The organism is Pseudohaliea sp. (assembly GCF_054552115.1).
Map to the genome: position 1 here is coordinate 116764 of NZ_JBTOLW010000005.1, position 17495 is coordinate 134258.

Annotated in this window: 15 protein-coding genes; 10 read left to right on the plus strand and 5 right to left on the minus strand. The window is 69.0% G+C overall.

Annotation, left to right across the window (positions count from 1 at the left end; genetic code table 11):
• Positions 1-5: 5 nt before the first annotated feature.
• The 5 genes from ACX93N_RS04415 to ACX93N_RS04435 are packed head-to-tail and all read right to left on the minus strand — an operon-like array spanning position 6 to position 6324.
• Positions 6-1256 (minus strand): pyridoxal-phosphate-dependent aminotransferase family protein, encoded by a 1251-nt coding sequence (locus tag ACX93N_RS04415; protein ID WP_459427183.1) that lies wholly within the window; start codon positions 1254-1256, stop codon positions 6-8.
• 16 nt (positions 1257-1272) lie between these two features.
• A complete protein-coding gene (locus tag ACX93N_RS04420; protein WP_459427184.1) occupies positions 1273-2115 on the minus strand; it encodes a sulfite exporter TauE/SafE family protein in 843 nt (280 codons plus the stop codon).
• Positions 2112-3716, minus strand: coding sequence for a gamma-glutamyltransferase family protein (locus tag ACX93N_RS04425; protein WP_459427185.1), 1605 nt, complete (start codon positions 3714-3716; stop codon positions 2112-2114). Before ACX93N_RS04425 ends, ACX93N_RS04420 begins: the two co-directional genes overlap by 4 nt.
• Positions 3713-4801, minus strand: coding sequence for a purine nucleoside permease (locus tag ACX93N_RS04430; protein ID WP_459427186.1), 1089 nt, complete (start codon positions 4799-4801; stop codon positions 3713-3715). The genes ACX93N_RS04425 and ACX93N_RS04430 overlap by 4 nt, the downstream gene beginning before the upstream one ends.
• A complete protein-coding gene (locus ACX93N_RS04435) occupies positions 4798-6324 on the minus strand; it encodes an adenosine deaminase family protein (protein WP_459427187.1) in 1527 nt (508 codons plus the stop codon). Before ACX93N_RS04435 ends, ACX93N_RS04430 begins: the two co-directional genes overlap by 4 nt.
• Before the next feature lie 229 nt (positions 6325-6553).
• On the opposite strand from ACX93N_RS04435, the gene puuE reads away from it, so the two are divergent.
• From puuE to ACX93N_RS04485, 10 genes are all read left to right on the plus strand, one after another.
• Positions 6554-7477 (plus strand): allantoinase PuuE, encoded by a 924-nt coding sequence (puuE, locus tag ACX93N_RS04440; RefSeq protein WP_459427188.1) that lies wholly within the window; start codon positions 6554-6556, stop codon positions 7475-7477.
• Positions 7470-8114, plus strand: coding sequence for a cupin domain-containing protein (locus tag ACX93N_RS04445; RefSeq protein WP_459427189.1), 645 nt, complete (start codon positions 7470-7472; stop codon positions 8112-8114). Before puuE ends, ACX93N_RS04445 begins: the two co-directional genes overlap by 8 nt.
• 306 nt (positions 8115-8420) lie before the next feature.
• Positions 8421-10850 (plus strand): TonB-dependent siderophore receptor, encoded by a 2430-nt coding sequence (locus tag ACX93N_RS04450; protein WP_459427190.1) that lies wholly within the window; start codon positions 8421-8423, stop codon positions 10848-10850.
• A gap of 410 nt (positions 10851-11260) precedes the next feature.
• Positions 11261-11479 (plus strand): hypothetical protein, encoded by a 219-nt coding sequence (locus ACX93N_RS04455; protein ID WP_459427191.1) that lies wholly within the window; start codon positions 11261-11263, stop codon positions 11477-11479.
• The gene (locus tag ACX93N_RS04460) at positions 11476-12858 is read left to right on the plus strand and encodes an AtzE family amidohydrolase (RefSeq protein WP_459427192.1); all 1383 of its coding nucleotides are present in this window, start codon (positions 11476-11478) and stop codon (positions 12856-12858) included. Before ACX93N_RS04455 ends, ACX93N_RS04460 begins: the two co-directional genes overlap by 4 nt.
• 55 nt (positions 12859-12913) lie before the next feature.
• Entirely contained in the window at positions 12914-13927 is a 1014-nt protein-coding gene (gene add, locus ACX93N_RS04465; RefSeq protein WP_459427193.1) for an adenosine deaminase, read from the plus strand.
• A 67-nt stretch (positions 13928-13994) separates the two neighbouring features.
• Positions 13995-15227, plus strand: a complete 1233-nt coding sequence (locus ACX93N_RS04470; protein ID WP_459427212.1) for an NCS2 family permease — start codon at positions 13995-13997, stop codon at positions 15225-15227.
• Positions 15228-15242: 15 nt separating this feature from the next.
• Positions 15243-15812 (plus strand): phosphoribosyltransferase, encoded by a 570-nt coding sequence (locus tag ACX93N_RS04475; RefSeq protein ID WP_459427194.1) that lies wholly within the window; start codon positions 15243-15245, stop codon positions 15810-15812.
• A gap of 112 nt (positions 15813-15924) precedes the next feature.
• Positions 15925-16854 (plus strand): ChaN family lipoprotein, encoded by a 930-nt coding sequence (locus tag ACX93N_RS04480; protein ID WP_459427195.1) that lies wholly within the window; start codon positions 15925-15927, stop codon positions 16852-16854.
• Between the two features lie 38 nt (positions 16855-16892).
• Positions 16893-17486, plus strand: a complete 594-nt coding sequence (locus ACX93N_RS04485; RefSeq protein ID WP_459427196.1) for a nucleotidyltransferase family protein — start codon at positions 16893-16895, stop codon at positions 17484-17486.
• The last annotated feature ends 9 nt before the right edge of the window (positions 17487-17495 follow it).

The window sequence follows — 17495 nt, forward strand, 5'->3', positions numbered from 1 at the left end:
GGCGTCTACCGGCCTGCGGCGAACACGTCGAGAGCGGCGGCCACGGCCTCGCCGGCCGGGGCGGCAACGCCCTCGAGGCGCAGGCACTGCTCGAGGCTGGCGAGGGTCGTGAGTACCGCGTCCCGCCGGGCGTTGTAGCCCATGGTGCCGATCCGCCAGATCACGCCGTGCAGTGGCCCGAAGGAGGTACCGATCTCGATGCCGAAGTCCGTCAGCATGCGCCCGCGAACCGCATCACCATCGACGCCGTCGGGGATGTACACGCCCACCACGTTGTGCATGCGGTGTGCCTGGTCGCCGAAGAGGCGCAGGCCCATGGCCGCGAGGCCGGCGGCCAGGGCCGCCCCCGCGACGCGGTGCCGCTCCACCGCGTTGTCGATGCCCTCCTCCAGCGCGATGCGTGCGCATTCGCGGGCGCCGTAGAGCATGCTGGTGGCTTCCGTGTGATGGTTCAGGCGGGCCTCGCTCCAGTAATCCATGATCATGGCGAGGTCAAAATAATTGGAGCGAATGCGCGCTCCCCCCGCGTCCTCGTCACCCTCGGCGCGGAGGCCGCGCTCCACGTGGCGCCGCTCGCGAATGAGCGAAGCGGCGCGGTCCGACAGCGTGACCGGAGCGATGCCCGACGGTCCGCCCAGGCACTTCTGCAGCCCCGCGGAAACAGCGTCGAGGCCCCAGGCATCGGTCTCGAAGGGGTTGCCGACGATGGACGCGGTGCAGTCGCAGTAGAACAGCACCTCGCGCTCCCGGCACAGGCGACCGAACTCGTCGAGGGGCTGGCACATGGTGGTCGAGGTGTCGCCCTGCACCGTGGCGAGGAGCTTCGGCCGAACCCGGTCCAGGGCCTCGGCAAGCTGCGCCGGGTCGCAGACTTCCCCCCAGGGGACGCTGATCGTATGGACTTCCGCGCCGCAACGCTCGGCGATCTCCGTGAGCAGCTGGCCGAAGCGCCCCATGACCGGCACCAGCACCCGGTCGCCGGGCTCCAGCAGCGACACGAGGCAGGCCTCGATGCCACCGCGCGCGGTGCTGTCGACGAGGAAGGTCCAGCGGTTTTCCGTGCGGAAGACGCCGCGGTAGAGGGCCATGGCCTGGTTCATGCAGGCGGTCATGGACGGGTCGAACTGGCCCACGAGCTGGTGGGACATCGCCCGCAGCACGCGCGGGTCGCAGGTGATCGGCCCCGGGCCCATCAACAGGCGAGGCGGAGGCAGGAAGCTCGAGCGCAGCGCGGGCGCCAGGTCGTCGAAATTCACGGGTCACCCTCCACGGCTAGGTCAGCGGGGCGAGCAGCGGCGCGGCCAGCTGCCACAGCATGCGGCCACCCACCAGGAGGAGGAAGACCGAGAAAACCCTTTTCAGCGTCAGGCCCGACAGACCGCTGCCGATCCTGACGCCCAGGGGCGCGAACAGCATGGTCATCGGCACGATGGCGAGAAAGCCCGGCAGGTTGACCGCGCCAAAGGTGCCGACGGGCGCATCCGCCGGCGTCTCGGGCAGCACCACCATGAGCAGCGCCCCCGGGAGCGCGATCACCAGCCCGAAGAGCGCCGCAGTGCCCACCGCCCGGTGGGCGACCACGTTGAAGGCGGTCATGGCGGTGACCCCCAGGGTGCCACCGCCGATGCCCATCATCACCGAGATACCGCCGATCACCGCGGCGATCAGCCACTGCCAGGGTCGCGCCGGCAGGCTGTCGCGCAGTGGCGGCGCGTTCGGGCGGAAGATGTTGTTGAGGGCAATGGCAACGGCCACCACGCCGAAGACGCCGGTAAGCAGCAGACCGTTGACGAGCGACGCCGTGACACTGCCGAGCACCACGCCCGCCACCATCGCCGGCAGCCAGGCGCGGAAGAGTGCGAGATCGACGTTGCCGCGGGCGTGGTGCGCCCGCGCCGAGGCGATGCTGGTGGGAACGATAGTCAGCAGGGACGTGCTGGTGGCGATGAGCATCGCCGACGGCGGCGAAATGCCCAGCGACTGGAACACGAGGAACAGCACCGGGACGATGACGATGCCACCGCCGACCCCGAGCAGGCCGGCGAGAATACCGGCAAGGATGCCGGCGCCGGCCAGGGCGGCGAGCACCGGCAGCCACTCGACCAGCCCGCTCAAGGGGCGGCCCCCGCCGGGCCGACGGGCGCCGCGCCGTCGCTGCGCGGGTCCGTCGCCGCGGTCACGGACCCGTCCGCCGCCTGGCAGACGGCGCCGGCGTGGCCCATGAGTTCGCTCCGTGCCGGCACTTCGCGCACCGCGTGGCCGAGGGCGCGCAGCCCCGGCGCCAGCCGCGGGAACAGGTCCGCCTCGAGCTTGAGGTCCTGGCTGTCATCGCCCCAGGTCCGGCCGAGGAGCCAGCGGCCTCGGGCAATCGCCTCGGCGAGAGGCTCACCGCCGTAGTGGTAACGCGTGAACAGCGCCGCCTGGGTTTGCGGTTGCCCCTCCCCGCCCATGGTGCCGTAGGCCAGGCGCCGGCCGTCGTCGAAGAGCGCCAGCGCCGGGTTGAGCGTGTGTCGCGGCTTGCGCCGCGGCCCGAGGGCGTTGCGGTCCGCCGGGTTGCGGCTGAAGCCGAGGCCGCGGTTGTTCCAGCTGAGGCCGTAGTCCGGGTGTACCAGACCGGCGCCGAACTCCCAGTAGAGGCTCTGGATGAAGCTGACCAGGCAGCCCTCGCGGTCCAGGGCGCCCATCCAGACCGTGTCGCCGTGCTCCGCGCGCTGCGGCCAGGGACTGGCACTCGAGTCGTCGATCGCCGCCGCATGCCGGCGCAGCGCCGCCGGCTCGAGCAGCCCGGGCCAGCGCTCGGAGAGCCGCGACGGGTCCGCAACCTCCGCATCGCGTACCGTGAAGGCGCGCTTCGTGGCCTCCACCAGCGCGTGCACGGCCTCGAGCTCGGACGGCGAGGGGTGCGCCCGGCGCCAGGCGTCGTGGATGGCGAGGATCAGCAGCGAGGCGATGCCCTGGGTCGGCGCCGGCAGGTTGAACACACGTGCCCCGGCGAGGCGGGCGGTGAGCGGCGTGACCCGGCGCGCGCGATAGGCGGCGAAATCGTCCCGGCGCAGGGGGCTGCCCTGCTCCGCAAGCCAGCCGGCCAGCTCCGTCGCCAGCGCCCCGCGGTAGACCGACTCCGTGCCCTCGACGGCGACCCGCTCGAGAAAGCGGGCGAGACCGGGGTTGGCGAGCTGCTCGCCGGCGGCCAGGGGACGGCCCTGCGGGCAGTACACGGCCTGGTAGGCGGCGGCATCGGCGAGCACCGGCTGTACCTTGGCGCTCGCCGCGGCGAGGCTGGCGGTAACCGTGATGCCATCGCGGGCGAGCGCCGCGGCCGGCGCCAGCAGTTCGGCGAGGGGGCGAGCCGGGTAGCCATACTCGGCGGCGCAGCCGCGGGCCTCGCGCCAGCCGTCCAGGGTACCGCCCAGGCAGAGCGCCGCCGGGCCGCCGCGCGCCGGCACCCCGTCGAGCCCCTGCGCCGCGTACCACTCGGGCGTGGCGAGGGCGGCGCTGAAGCCACAGGCGTCGATCGCGACCGGGTTCTCCCCCGGGGCCTGCAGCAGCCAGAAACCGTCACCACCGAGGCTGTTCATGTGCGGGTACACGACGCTGATCGCCGCCGAGGCGGCGATCATCGCATCGATCGCGGAGGCGCCGTCCTCGAGGAGCGCCTGGCCGATCCGCGCCGCGGTGGCGTGCGGCGCGCTGAACGCGACCTGAGGATGGCTCACGGGCTGGCGAGATCAGCGGGCGTCGGCGGGCGCGGGCCGTAGCGATCCCAGTTCGCGAGGAGCGTATCGATGACCCGCGAACCGACCAGGTAGGCGGACTCCAGGGACGCGTCCAGCCCCGCGTAGCCCTCGTTCTCGGCGAGGAGATTCTCGGCGGCACTGACCCCGGGCGGCGGCATGGTGTAGTTGCTCGCGGTGCGCAGCACCATCACCCGGTCGCGGTCGACACGGCCGGCACGGTCGAGCCAGGTAATGGACTGCATCGTGCCCGTTTCCTCCATGGCGGACGTCACGAATTCCCCCTCACCGTCGGTCCAGTAGTCGACCCAGTCATTGGCCCAGTCGTTGAGAATCTCGCCGTGCCAGAAGGTCAGTGCGGCCAGGTTGTCCCCCTTGAGAACGAAGGGCGGCTTCTGCGCCTTCGGGTGCTCCGTGTAACGCTCGCGGGTCCCGGCCAGGGACTCATAGTCCGGCAGCGCGATGTCCTTTGTCAGCTGGTAGGCCCACTCCGTCAGTGCGGGGTTCAGGCGGAACAGCTCGCCGGTCGGCTCCGGCCGGTCGGCATCGAAGGGCTCGTCCGTGTAGCGCGCGAGGTAGCCGTACTTCCAGTCCTCCGGCATCTCCCGGGGATCGATCTCGTGCGCAAGGTCGCCGTCCACGAGGTACTCGGCCCAGGCGGCCGAACCGATGGAGGCGTCCTCCGGATCGACGCCGGAGATGCCGGCGACCAGCCAGTAGGCGCGGGTGAGATCGAAGCGCGGGTCCATGCCCAGCATCATCACCGACGCCGCGGCCTTGGCGGTGCCGATACCGGTTACCATGACGAGCAACTTCGACGCCGGGTCGTAATACAGGTCGTGGTGCGCCGGGAAAGCGATCCGCTCGGTAAGCTCCCGGCGCTCCAGCCAGAGCTGGAACTCCCCGGCCTGGTCGCCCCGGTCCTCGCCGATCTCGAACATGGTCACCAGTACGGCGCGGACCTCCTTCGGCGCCGGCGTGGCGGGCGCGGCCAGCGCGGCGGGCAGGGCAAGCAGGGCACCGAAGCACAGCGCCAGGGCGGGTGCCACAAAAGAAGAACGGCTCATGGGGTCTCCTCGGTTCGGGTGGATGCGGGGGCGAGCTCGCAGAGCGCATAGCGGCGGCAGAGGAAGCCGTGGCTGCGCGCGTCGGTGGCGAGCACTGCCGCCGGGTCGCCGGCCAGGGCTCGCTCGAAGTTCGCGAGGCGCAGCGCGTAGCGGCTCAGGAGCGCCGCCTTCAGGGGCTCCGGGGCAAAGCTGTAGCTCAGGCTGTTGCGCGAGAGCAGGACCAGTTCCTCCCAGGACAGGTTGAACTCGCGCACGGCGACGAAGAACTCATCGGTCAGGTTCGAGTCCCACATGCCGCGATCGTCGGTGGACAAGGCCACCGGGACGCCGGTGCGCAGATACTCGGGAAAGGGATGCTGCGCGTAGTCATCGACGTATTCCAGCAGGAGATTCGAGATCAGGTTGATCTCCACGAGATAGGGGCCGTGACGCATGAGGCGCAGCGTGTGCGGGTCCGTGATGAGGTTGATCCCGTGGCCGATGCGATCCGCGCCGAGCAGCAGGGTATCGCGCACGTGGTGGTTGGGCTCGTCCACCTCGCCCGCGTGGATGGACAGGCGCACCCCATGGTGCTCGCGGCGCAGTGCCCGGAGCGTGTCCAGGAAGCGCAGCGGGTGACCCTTGTCGTTGTCCTCGCGCCCGACCATGTTGACCGCGACGAAGAGATCGCGGTTGCGCGCCACGAAGGCATAAAGCGTGCGCAGCATCTCCTCGGCGTTCGGCGCAAAGCGCAGGATCGCCACCTGCAGCTTCACCGCGACGCCCGTCGCCGCCGCATCCGCCTCGCGCAGGCGATCACGATAGATGGCCGCTACCGCGTCGGGCGGAAAGCGGCTGCCGTCGGGACGGAGGTAACCGAGCACGCCGATCATCGTCTCCAGGTAGAGCAGGCCCTCGCGCCCGAAGGCCTGCATGTTGCGGACGAGCGCATCGGCCGTGAAGTAGGGGTTCAGGTAGAGATCGCCCATGCGCTGCCAGTGGGTTTGGAAGAACTCGTCCCGGCCCTCGTGGGCCTTGTCCAGCACCATGCTGTCCAGCCAGGCCCGGCGCTGGCCGGCGTCGAGGTCCTCGAGACGCTCGAACTCCCCCCGCTCGCAGGGCGATAGCTGCTCCCAGCTGCTCTCCTGCAGCGTAAGGAACAGCAGCAGGTACGGGGCGGGGCCGAAGGCATCGCCGCCATAGGGCCGGCAATTGTCGATGCGAACCCGCGTGTAGAAATGATAGCCGCGCTCGGCCTGGGCCAGGGCGAGCTCGTAGAACCAGTCGTCGAGGACAGACCCGGAGAGGTGGTTGTGGAGGTCGCCGCCCTTGGGCATGGCATAGAGGAAGCGGTAGAGCTCCTCGTCGGTCGCCTCGGTCTTGAAGCGCTCGAACCACGCCCCGGTGTCGACCGCCGGCGGCGGCACCGCCGCGCCGGCGCCCCCGGCGAGCAGGGCGAGGAGCGCGGCGGCCGCGAGGCACAGCCCGCCGGCCCAGCCACGGCGCCGGCGGGGCGGCGTTGGCGAGGTGTGTCGTTCAGTCACGGAGAGTCTCCAGCATGAGCGGCGTAGCACAGGGGGCAGCGAGCAAGAAGAATGCCACCGGCACCCCCGGCGCGGGAACACCGCGATTATGGCACGGCGGCGACACCCCTCGCACCAGCGCAGGGCACTCTGCGCCGGCAGAGTGCAGCGAGGGCGGCGACGGCCCCGGCGCCACGATGGTATGGTACTTGCCTTCCCCGGGGGGGAACCCCGAAGGAGACAGCAACCCGTGACCGATCCCTACCCCCGAGACCTGCGCGGCTACGGCCAGCACCCGCCGGGCTTCCGCCTGCCCGGCCACGCGCGCATCGCCGTGCAGTTCGTGGTCAATATCGAAGAGGGCGGGGAAAACTGCGTCCTGCACGGCGACCCGGCCTCCGAGACCTTCCTCTCGGAGATCATCGGCGCCGAAGCCTACCCGGACCGGCACATGAGCATGGAGTCGCTCTACGAGTATGGCAGCCGCGCCGGCTTCTGGCGCCTGCACCGGCTGTTCACGCGCCGGCGGGTGCCGGTGACGGTGTTCGCGGTCACCAGCGCGATTGCCCGCAACCCGGAGGCCGTGGCCGCCATGCGCGAGGCGGAGTGGGAAATCGCCTGCCACGGCCTGCGCTGGATCAGCTACCAGCAGGTGCCGGCAGCGGTCGAGCGCGAGCACATGCAGCGTGCCATCGCCTGGCACGAGGAACTCACGGGGGCAAGGCCGTTGGGCTGGTACACGGGCCGGGACAGCCCGAATACACGGCACCTGCTGCTGGAGGCCGGCGGTTTCCTCTACGACTCGGACTCCTACGCTGACGACCTGCCCTACTGGGTCGACGGCTCTCACGGCCCGCACCTGGTCATCCCCTACGCGCTGGACACGAATGACATGCGCTTCGCCACGGCCCAGGGCTTCAACAGCGGCGACCAGTTCTTCAGCTACCTTCGCGACGCCTTCGACGTGCTCTACGCCGAGGGCGAACACTGCCCCCGGCTGCTCAACGTCGGCCTGCACTGCCGCCTCGCCGGACGGCCCGGCCGCTTCCGGGCCCTGCAGCGTTTCCTGGACCATGTGCAGGCACACGACCACGTGTGGCTCTGCCGGCGCGAGGACCTCGCCCGGCACTGGCACGAAAACCACCATCCCGACCAGGAGGGCCGCCATGACTGACAGCTCACGCCGGCGCCGGCCCGGCGCGCCCGGTTCCACCCGCCGACCCCGCGCCAGCGGGGCCTCCACGATCCTGGCCACCTCTCTCGCCGCAGCGTCGACCACCGCCGCACCCTCGGTGGAGGACCTGGTGCAGGCACTCGGCCTCGAGGCGCACGTGGAGGGCGGTTATTTCCGCCGCACCTACGCCGCGGAGGAGCACCCGCGGGTGCAGACCCCGGCGGGCGAACGCTACAGCCTGACCTCGATCTTCTACCTGCTGACGCGCGAATCCCCCACCGGCCACTTTCACCGCAACCGCTCGGACATCGTCCACTACTTCCAGCTCGGTGACCCCATCACCTACTACCTGCTGCACCCGGATGGACGGCTGGAGACGGTCGTCATGGGCCAGGACGTGGCCGCGGGTCAGCGCCTGCAGCTCACGGTCCCCGGCGGCATCTGGAAGGCGTCGTCCCTCGGCGAGGGCCCGCATGGCTACGGCCTGATCAGCGAAGCGGTGAGCCCCGGTTTCGACTACGCCGACATGACCCTCGGTGACGCCGCCAAGCTGGCCGAGGCCTTCCCCGAGCACGCCGAGCTCGTGCGGCGCCTCGCCCACGGCGACGACGGGAAAAGTACCCAAGGCGGGCGTTGACGCCTCCCCCCGGCCGACGCACCATTCCGGTGCGTCTGCGCCAGCCTGAGGAGCCCGACCGTTCCCCGCGCCGCCCGCCGTGCCCCGGCACCGGCCCCGGACCGCGCCAACTCCCTGATTCAAGGGCACATTCACGTGAATCGCTCCCGGCCCCCGGAAAACGGCGGTCTTGGCATCAATTCTGCTAAGTAGAGCGAAAGCGAAAGCGCAGCAGCTGAAACTGCGACGCCACAAGAACGTGGTCAACAGCGTCGCAAACGGGCCCCGGCCGAGCCGGCGGCCGCCTGAACTCGTCGAGGAGAAACCATGAACGTACCCGCGAAACGCCTGCCGCTGGCCGCGGCAATCACCGCGACCCTGGCCGCGGGCCAGCCCCTGCTGGCCCTGGGACAGGACAACCCGGCCCTGGAGGAAATCGTCGTCACCGGCTCCCTGCGCAGCCTGCCGGGTGAGGATGTCGACGTCTTCGGCTTCGGCAAATCGCTGCTGGAGACGCCGCGCTCGGTATCCACGATCAGCGCCGACCAGATGGAGCGTTTCAACGTCAACGATATCGACGAGTTGATAGCCTTTTCGCCGGGCACTTTCACCCAGTCCTTCTTCGGCGTCGCCGGCTCCCTGGATATCCGGGGCACGGCCGGTGAGACCTATTTCCGCGGCATCCGCCGGGTGGATAACCCCGGCAACTACGCGACGCCCATCGCCGCCGCGGACCGGGTCGATATCGTGCGCGGCCCGGCCTCGCCGATCTACGGGCCTGCCAAGGTCGGCGGCTACCTGAACTTCAATCCCAAATCCGCGAGGGCCGGCTCCGGCGAGTATCTTGACGAGAACACCGGCGGCCTCTCCTACACCACCGGGAAATGGGACCGCCAGGTCCTCGCGGGAGATCTTGGGGGGCCCATAGGGGACAACGCGGGCTACTATCTCTACGGCGAATACGAGGACTCCGACAGTTTCTATGACAACACGGCGACGGAGCAGACGATTCTGCAGGCCGCCTTTGATGTCGATCTCACGGAGCGGCTGCACCTGCAGTTCGGGGCCATGTACCACGATTTTCTCGGCAACCAGGTGGCCGGTTGGAACCGGCTGACCCAGGACCTTGTCGACAACGGCACTTACGTCACCGGCACAGCGCAGCCCCTGGATACCGACGGTGACGGCAAGATCTCGGACCAGGAGTACAATGCAACAGCCGCCTTCGGCCCCGATGGGCAGACTATTTCACAGTTCTTCCTCTTCCCGAGTTTTGTCACCGAGGAGGACCTCAACCCCCTGAGTGCCCTCGAAAACCCCGGCACCACCACACTCAGCCGGAGCAACGTACTCGTCGATCCCAACGACGAGTTGGATAACGAGACCTTGACGCTCTACTTCGATGCCATCTACGAGATGGACAACGGCCTCAAGGTGACCAACCAGCTCTTCTATGAGAGCCTCGAGAACAATAACGAGAATGCCTACGGTTTCTCCCAGGGCGGCGAGACCTGGGTGTTCGAGGAGAAGCTCATCTTTGCCTACACGCTCGACGGCAACGGCATGACGTCCAGCCTTCAGTTCTCCCCTTCGGTCCGACACACGGATTTCGAACGGGGCAACGATTTCGCCAACGAATATTTCGACCGGCGCGACCTGTCTCAGACGGCCGCCGAGCGTGATCCGTCCCTGGACACACGCCTGCTGTCGACGCAGATCGACGCCGATTACGACGACTACCGCTTTGGCGACTACACCATGTGGGGCCTGGCCTTCCTGGGGGACTTCGTTTGGGACAACGGCCTCAACATCACCTTGGGGCTGCGCCAGGACTGGCTTGATATGGAGTCCAACTCGGACCTCAACCGCTTGCTGTCTCCCGATCCGGACCTGGTAGCAGCGAACCCCAATGGTATCGTCACTGTTACCGACAGCGACGACATCACCTCCTGGACCGTGAGTGCCAGCTGGGCGACACCCCTGGGACTCATACCCTATGCGACCATCTCGGAGCAGTCGACCGTGGTTGCCAGCCAGATGGGCGACCTGCCGGTCGCCCTCGTCCGCGACGGCACGGCAACGGACGTCTCCGAGCTCGTCGAGTTTGGTATCAAGGGCAGCTATCTCGACGACACGCTGTACTTTGCGCTGGCCGCCTACGAGCAGGAGCGCACGGACTTCAATGCCCAGGACATCGTCACCAACGCGACAACGCAGACAGAAGGCTATGAAGCCGAGCTTCGCTGGGTAGTCACACCGCAGCTCGTGGTCACGGCCGCCTGGACCAATGTCGAGGTGACCATGGCAACGGCCGTGGAGAACGGGACACAGTTCAGCTTCTTCGGCGCCGGCGATATGCCTCAGATCAATCCGGCCCTCATCTATGGCGGCCAGGCCATCGGTCTCATTCCCGTGGGCGGAGAAGGCAACGTCGCGGGCCTGAAGCAGGGTATCCCCGAAAATATCTTCTCGGCGACGGCCACCTACGACTTCGACAATGGCCTGGCGGTAAACGCCAGTGTGATCGACGTCGATTCGACCTATTCGAGCTTCTCGAAGGTCGTGGAACTACCGGCCTACACCCTGGTCAATGCTGGCATCAGCTATGAGACTGATAACTGGAAGCTCAGCCTCACGGGCAAGAACCTCACCGACGAGGAGTACTTCCGGGCCAATTTCACCAATCTCTTCGGCGCACAGATCGTCCTGCCGGAACTCCCGCGTCACTGGGTCGCCAAGGTGGACTACCGCTTCTAGCGGCCTGAACGACTGCATCCGGTCCATGCAGCCTTCCAAGCCCTCGCAAGAGGGCTTTTTTTTATTGCCATTCCGTTCCGAGCGAGTACGGGATGATTCTCGGGCGCTTCAAGCTCGTCCCTTTTCGCAGTTTCCCGGATCGGATGCCGGAGAGTGCCCCCAGTCGCTCCCCGATACACGCTTTGTGGGGGCACTCTCCGGCATCCGCCCCTACCGCCCTGGCTCCGTTCCGGCGCCCCGGTTATGCGAGCGGCTGCAGGGGTGAGGGCAGGAACTGGAGAAACAGGGCCCCCGGCCCCTCGAGACCGGCGCGGCCGGTGACTTCGGCGAGGAGCCAGGTGCACTGGCATGCAGTTTGCTATTTTTCCCTGTACCGCGGCTGACCCGCGCAGCGAACCAGGCCCCTTGCCATGGATGACACCCCGATCAGCGATGCTGAACTCGATGCCCTCGCCCGCCTGGCCGGGCTGACGATCCCGGCCCACTGCCGCGAGGGTGTGCGCCTGCATCTCGCCAACGCACGCCGCATGCTCGAGGCACTGGAGCCGCTGGCAGGCGACGGGGAGACACTCAGCCTCGCGCCGGTCTTCGACCCCGCGCCAGGCAGCGGCGGGCCGGGCGCGGCGTGATCGACGCCGGAGCCCTCGCCGGCACGGTGCGCCGCGGTGAGATCACCGCGAGTGACGCCGTGGCGCAGGCCCTCGCCCGCGTCGACGCGGCCAACGGCACGCTCAACGCCTTCACCGCCGTGGTCGCCGAACGCGCCAGGCGCCGGGCGGAAGCAATCGACCGGCGCCTGGCTGCGGGCGAGGATCCCGGCCCCCTGGCCGGCGTACCCTTCGCGGTGAAGAACCTCTTCGACGTCGCCGGGCTCACCACCACCGCCGGCAGCCTGATCAACCGCGACCTGCCGGCCGCGGCAGAAGATGCTCTACTCGTCCGGCGGCTGGAGGCCGCCGGCGCCGTGCTGGTCGGCAGCCTGCACATGGGCGAATACGCCTATGACTTCACGGGCGAGAACGTCCACGACGGTCCCTGCCGTAACCCGCACAATCCCGGCTGTATGACCGGCGGCTCTTCCTCCGGTGCGGGGGCCGCCGTCGGCGGTGGCCTGGTGCCGTTCGCTCTCGGTTCGGACACGAACGGGTCGATCCGCGTGCCGGCGTCGCTGTGCGGCGTCTTCGGCCTGAAGCCCACCTACGGCCGCCTGCCGCGCACGGGCACCTATCCCTTCTGCGACAGCCTGGACCACGTGGGGCCGCTCGCAGCGACGGTATCGGACCTGGCCCTGGTCTACGACGCGCTGCAGGGCTTTGACGCGGGCGATCCGGCCTGCGCCCGCCGCGTCCCCGAACCGGCCGGCGCAACCCTTGCGACAGGGCTTGACGGTGTGCGCGTTGCGCGGGCCGGGGGCTTCCTAGCGGCCCCGGACTACCCACAGGCCCGCGCCGCCGTGGACCGGGTCTGCGCGGCACTCGACGTGAGCGGGGAAGAGCCCCTGCCCGGCGCCGCTGCCGGCCGGGCCGCGGCCTACCTGATCACCAACGCCGAGGGGGCGGCGCTCCACGACCGGCACCTGCGCGAGCGCGTCGATGACTTCGACCCGGACACCCGCGACCGTTTCCTTGCCGGCGCCCTCCTCCCCGCGAGCTGGTATCTGCGTGCGCAGGCCGCGCGCCGGGCCTGGCGCGAGGAGATGGCGGCGGTGTTCCGGCGCACGGACCTGCTGGTAGCGCCCTGCACGCCCTGCCCCGCGCCGCCCCACGGAACCCGCTACCTCGAGCTCGCGGGACGCCGGGAACTGCTGCGGCCCAACCTCGGCCTGTTCACCCAGCCGTTCTCCTGCATCGGCCTACCCGTCGTGAGCGTGCCGCTCTGGCTGCCCGGGGAAACACTACCCATTGGCGTACAGCTGGTGGCCGCCCCCTGGCGTGAGGACCTCTGCCTGCGGGCTGCGCAGGCCCTTGCCGAGGCCGGCGTTGCCGAAGCGCGACCGGGGGTGGTGTAATGCCGAACCCCGGCCAGCGGCCCGGCTCCAACCTGCCAACCGCGGAGAGACCGTCATGAGAGACTTCATCCAGGCCCTGCCCAAGGCAGAGCTGCACGTGCATCTCGAGGGCACGCTGGAACCGGAACACATCTTCGCCCTGGCCCGGCGCAACGGCATCACCCTGGAGTACGAGCGTCCCGAGGACGTGGTCGCGGCCTACGATTTCCACGACCTGCCCTCCTTCCTGAAGATCTACTACGCCGCCATGAACGTGCTGCGCGAGGAGGCCGACTTCTACGAGCTGGCCTGGCACTACTTCCGCCGCGCCGCCGCGCAGAACATCGTTTACGTCGAGCCGTTCTTCGACCCACAGGCACACACGGTACGCGGCGTGCCCTTCGAGACAGTGATCAACGGTATCAGCCGGGCCCAGCACGATGCCGCGGAGAAGCTCGGGGTGGAGAGCAACCTCGTGCTCTGCTTCCTGCGCGACATGAGTGCCGAGTCCGCCGCCGAGACCCTGGCCACGGCCGAGCCCTTCCTCGACCGCATCATCGGCGTGGGCCTCGACTCGGACGAGAAAGACAACCCGCCGTCAAAATTCGCCGAGGTCTTTGCCCGCGCCCGCTCGCTCGGCCTCAAACTGACCATGCACTGCGACGTGAACCAGAAGGACATTCTCGACCACCTCCGCGAGTGCCTGGATCTCATCGGCGTGGACCGCATCGACCACGGGATCAACGCCCTGGAGGACCCGGCACTCTGCGACGCCATCGTCGAGCGCGGCCTCGGCCTGACGATCTGCCCGGTGTCGAACCGCTTCGTGGTGCAGAGCCTGACCGGCGACGAGATCCGGCAGATGCTGGCGAAGGGCATGCGCGCCACGATCAACTCCGACGACCCCGCCTATTTCCGCGCCTATCTCAACGAGAACTTCGAGGCCCTGGTCCGGGAAGCCGCCTTCACGGAAGCCGAGGTCCTGCAGCTCGTGCGCAACGCCTTCACGGTGAGCTGGCTCCCGGACAGCCGCAAGACCGAGTACCTGGCGCGGGTCGACAGCGCCTCGCGCAGCGCGGCCGGGCACTGACGTGGCGGGGCTCCTGGAAACGCGCTTCGGCATCGAGGCGCAGGGCAGCACTGTCCGCCGCGAGCTTATGGCGGGTGTCACGACCTTCCTTGCCATGGCCTACATCACCGTCGTCAACCCGGCGATCCTCTCCGAGGCGGGCATGGACTTCGGTGCCGTTTTCGTCGCCACCTGCCTCGCCGCCGCCATCGGCACCGCGGTCATGGGCCTCTATGCCAATTACCCGGTGGCGCAGGCCCCGGGCATGGGCCAGAACGCCTTCTTCACCTACGGCATCGTGCTGGGCATGGGCTACGCGTGGCAGACCGCGCTCGGCGCCGTGCTCATCTCGGGGATCATCTTCATCCTGCTGTCCGTACTGCCCGTACGCGAGTGGCTGATCAACGCCATTCCGCGCTCCCTGAAGCTCGGCATCTCCGCCGGCATCGGCCTGTTTCTCGGCATCATCGCCCTCACCGGCAGCGACATTATCGTCCGCGACCCGGCGACACTGGTGTCCCTCGGCAACCTGGCGGCCCTGCCGGCAGCGCTGCTGCTCGTCGGCTTCGTGGTCATCGCCGCCCTGTCCGCCCGCCGGGTCACCGGCGCCGTGGTCATCGGCATGCTGCTGGTCACGGTGCTCGGCTGGTCCACGGGCGCGGCCGAATTCCAGGGGGTTTTTTCCGCGCCGCCACCGCTCACGACCTTTCTTTCCCTGGACCTCGCCGGCGCTTTCGACCTGTCCATGGTCACGGTGATACTGACACTGCTCCTGGTGGATGTCTTCGATACGGCCGGGACGCTCGTGGGCGTCGCCAACCGCGCGGGCATGCTCGACGAAAACGGCCACCTGCCGCGGCTGCGCAAGGCGCTGCTCGCCGACTCCAGCGCCACGGCGATCGGCGCGCTGCTCGGCACCTCCTCCACCACCAGCTATATCGAGAGCGCCGCCGGCGTCGAAGCCGGCGGCCGCACGGGCCTGGCCTCGGTCACCACCGCACTCCTGTTCCTGCTCTGTCTCTTCATCGCCCCGCTGGCGCAGAGCATTCCGGCCTTCGCCACCGGCGCGGCGCTTCTCTTCGTCGCCTGCATCATGGCCCGCGCCCTCGAGGATCTTGACTGGGCCAATGTCACCGAGTCCACGCCGGCTGTGGTCACCTCGCTCGCGGTCCCTCTCTCCTACTCCATCGCGGACGGCATCGGCCTCGGCTTCATCACTTACGCGGCGATCAAGCTCGTCTCCGGTCACGGCCGCGAGTGCCCGGCGGCGGTCTATGTGGTGGCAGCAGTCTTCGTGCTAAAGTTCGCCTTCCTCGGCTAGGGCGAAGACAGGGTCATGGACGACAAGGTCTACATTTCCGCGAACGACCTCCTGCTGGATTCCTTCCGCCTCGCCCAGAAGATCTATGACAGCGGCTTCCGCCCGGACTTCATCATCGGCGTCTGGCGCGGCGGTGCGCCGGTCGGGATCGCTATCCAGGAGTACCTCGAGTACGTCGGTATCCACACGGACCACATCGCCATCCGCACCTCGTCCTACTATGGCATCAACAAGCAGGACAAGACGGTGCGCGTGCACGGCCTCGACTACATCATCGACAACGTCAACGCCGAGCACCAGGTGCTGCTCGTGGACGATGTCTTCGATTCGGGACGCAGCATCCGCGCCATCTTCGACAAGCTGCGCGCGAAGACCCGGCGCAACATGCCCGAGACCATGCGCGTCGCCACCCCCTGGTACAAGCCGGCGAAGAACGTTACCGATATCACCCCGGACTACTACGTCCACGAAACAGACGCCTGGCTGGTGTTCCCCCACGAGCTCGTCGGCCTGACGCCGGAAGAGATCCAGGCCAACAAGGGCGATCTGGCCAGCACCATCAGCCCGGGGCTGCACGAGCCCTGAAGCGCGCGCCGGCCCGACGCACCGCCCGCGCCGCAGGCCGGCTACAATAGCCGGTTTCAGCAATAGCCGGTTTCAGCCGTAATCCGCTGACGTCGCACCGCCGGAGCCCCGCATGCCCCATCGCATCCCCGCCGCGTTCGCCATCCGTGCCGTCATCCTGGGCCTTTGCGGCCTGGTCGCCGCCTGCAGCGGCACACCGCGGGAAGGCAGCGTCCCGGCCCGCTACTGGTCCGTCGCCGGCGAGCAGTGGCTTGCGACCGACGACCTCGCCACGGCGGTGGCGGACGCCGACTATCTCCTGCTCGGGGAAATCCACGACAACGCGGCACACCACCTGGGCCAGGCGGACCTGCTCCGGCGCTTTCCCGGTGAGAACCTCGCGGTGGGCTTTGAGCAGCTGGACAGCGCCCAGGCCGCGGGGCTCGACGCGGCGCTGGCCAGCGACGACCCACTGGCCGCACTGCCGGACGCGGTGGCCTGGGCGGACGCGGGCTGGCCACCCTGGGGACTCTACGAGCCTGTGTTTGCGGCGGCGCTCGAGCGCGGCCGGCGCATCGTTCCACTGTCCTTTCCCCGGCGCGAGGCCTTCGCCATCGCCGAAGCCGGCTATGACGCGGTGCTGCCGCCGGAGGCGATCGCCGCCCTCGATCCGGCCGGCGTTCTCGACGCGGCGGCGCAGGCCGTGCTCGAGCGGGAACTGGCTGACGCCCACTGCGGCAAATTGCCCGCGTCGATGCTGCCGGCCATGGCGAAGGTGCAGGTTGCGCGGGACGCACACATGGCCTGGCGCCAGGTCCATGCCGGCGAGCGCGGCGTGCTTGTGCTCGGCGCGGGCCACGCGCGGCGGGATCGGGCCGTCCCACGCTTTCTCGAACGCTTGCGGCCCGAGGCCCGCATCGCAGTGGTCGTTTTCGTCGAGCGTCGACCCGACGCCACCTTCCCCGACGACTACCCGGAAGCGCAACCGGGCTTTGCGGACTTCGTCGCCGTGACCGCGGCGGCGGAGCGTCCGGACCCCTGCGCAGGCATCGGCGAACATTGAACCTCAAGCATTGAGGGAAGGACCTTGAGGCGCACAGGTTGAAAGTCGGTGTCCTCCTGCTCGCCGCCGGCCGCGGCACCCGCTATGGCAGCGACAAGCGCCGGGCGCGCCTCCCGGACGGGACGCAGCTACTCGACGGCAGCATCGCGGCCATTGCCGAAACCGGCCTCCCGCTTCGCGTCGCACTGGGCCCTGGCGACGGCGCCCTGGCGGAGGCGCTGAACCTGCGCGCCATCGACACGCTCCGCTGTGCCGAAGCAAGCCGGGGCATGGGAGCGACCCTGGCAGCTGCCGTACGGCAGCTCCCGGCCTGGGATGCGGTGCTGATCGCCCTCGGCGATATGCCGTGGCTGCGCCCTGCGAGCATCGCGGCGGTAGCGCGGGCCGCCGGGCCGGCTCTGATCTGCGTTCCCTGCCACGACGGTCGCCGCGGCCACCCGGTGGCCTTCGGCGCACGCTTCCTGCCCGAACTCGCCGCCCTCGACGGCGACCGCGGCGCCCGCGACCTGCTCCTGCGCCACACGGCGGCGGTACGGGAACTGCCGGTCGATGATCCGGGAGTGCTGCGCGATGTCGATCGTCCCGCGGACCTGGAAGATGCCGCGCTATACCCCGGGACACAGGGCCGCTAGACTAGGGCG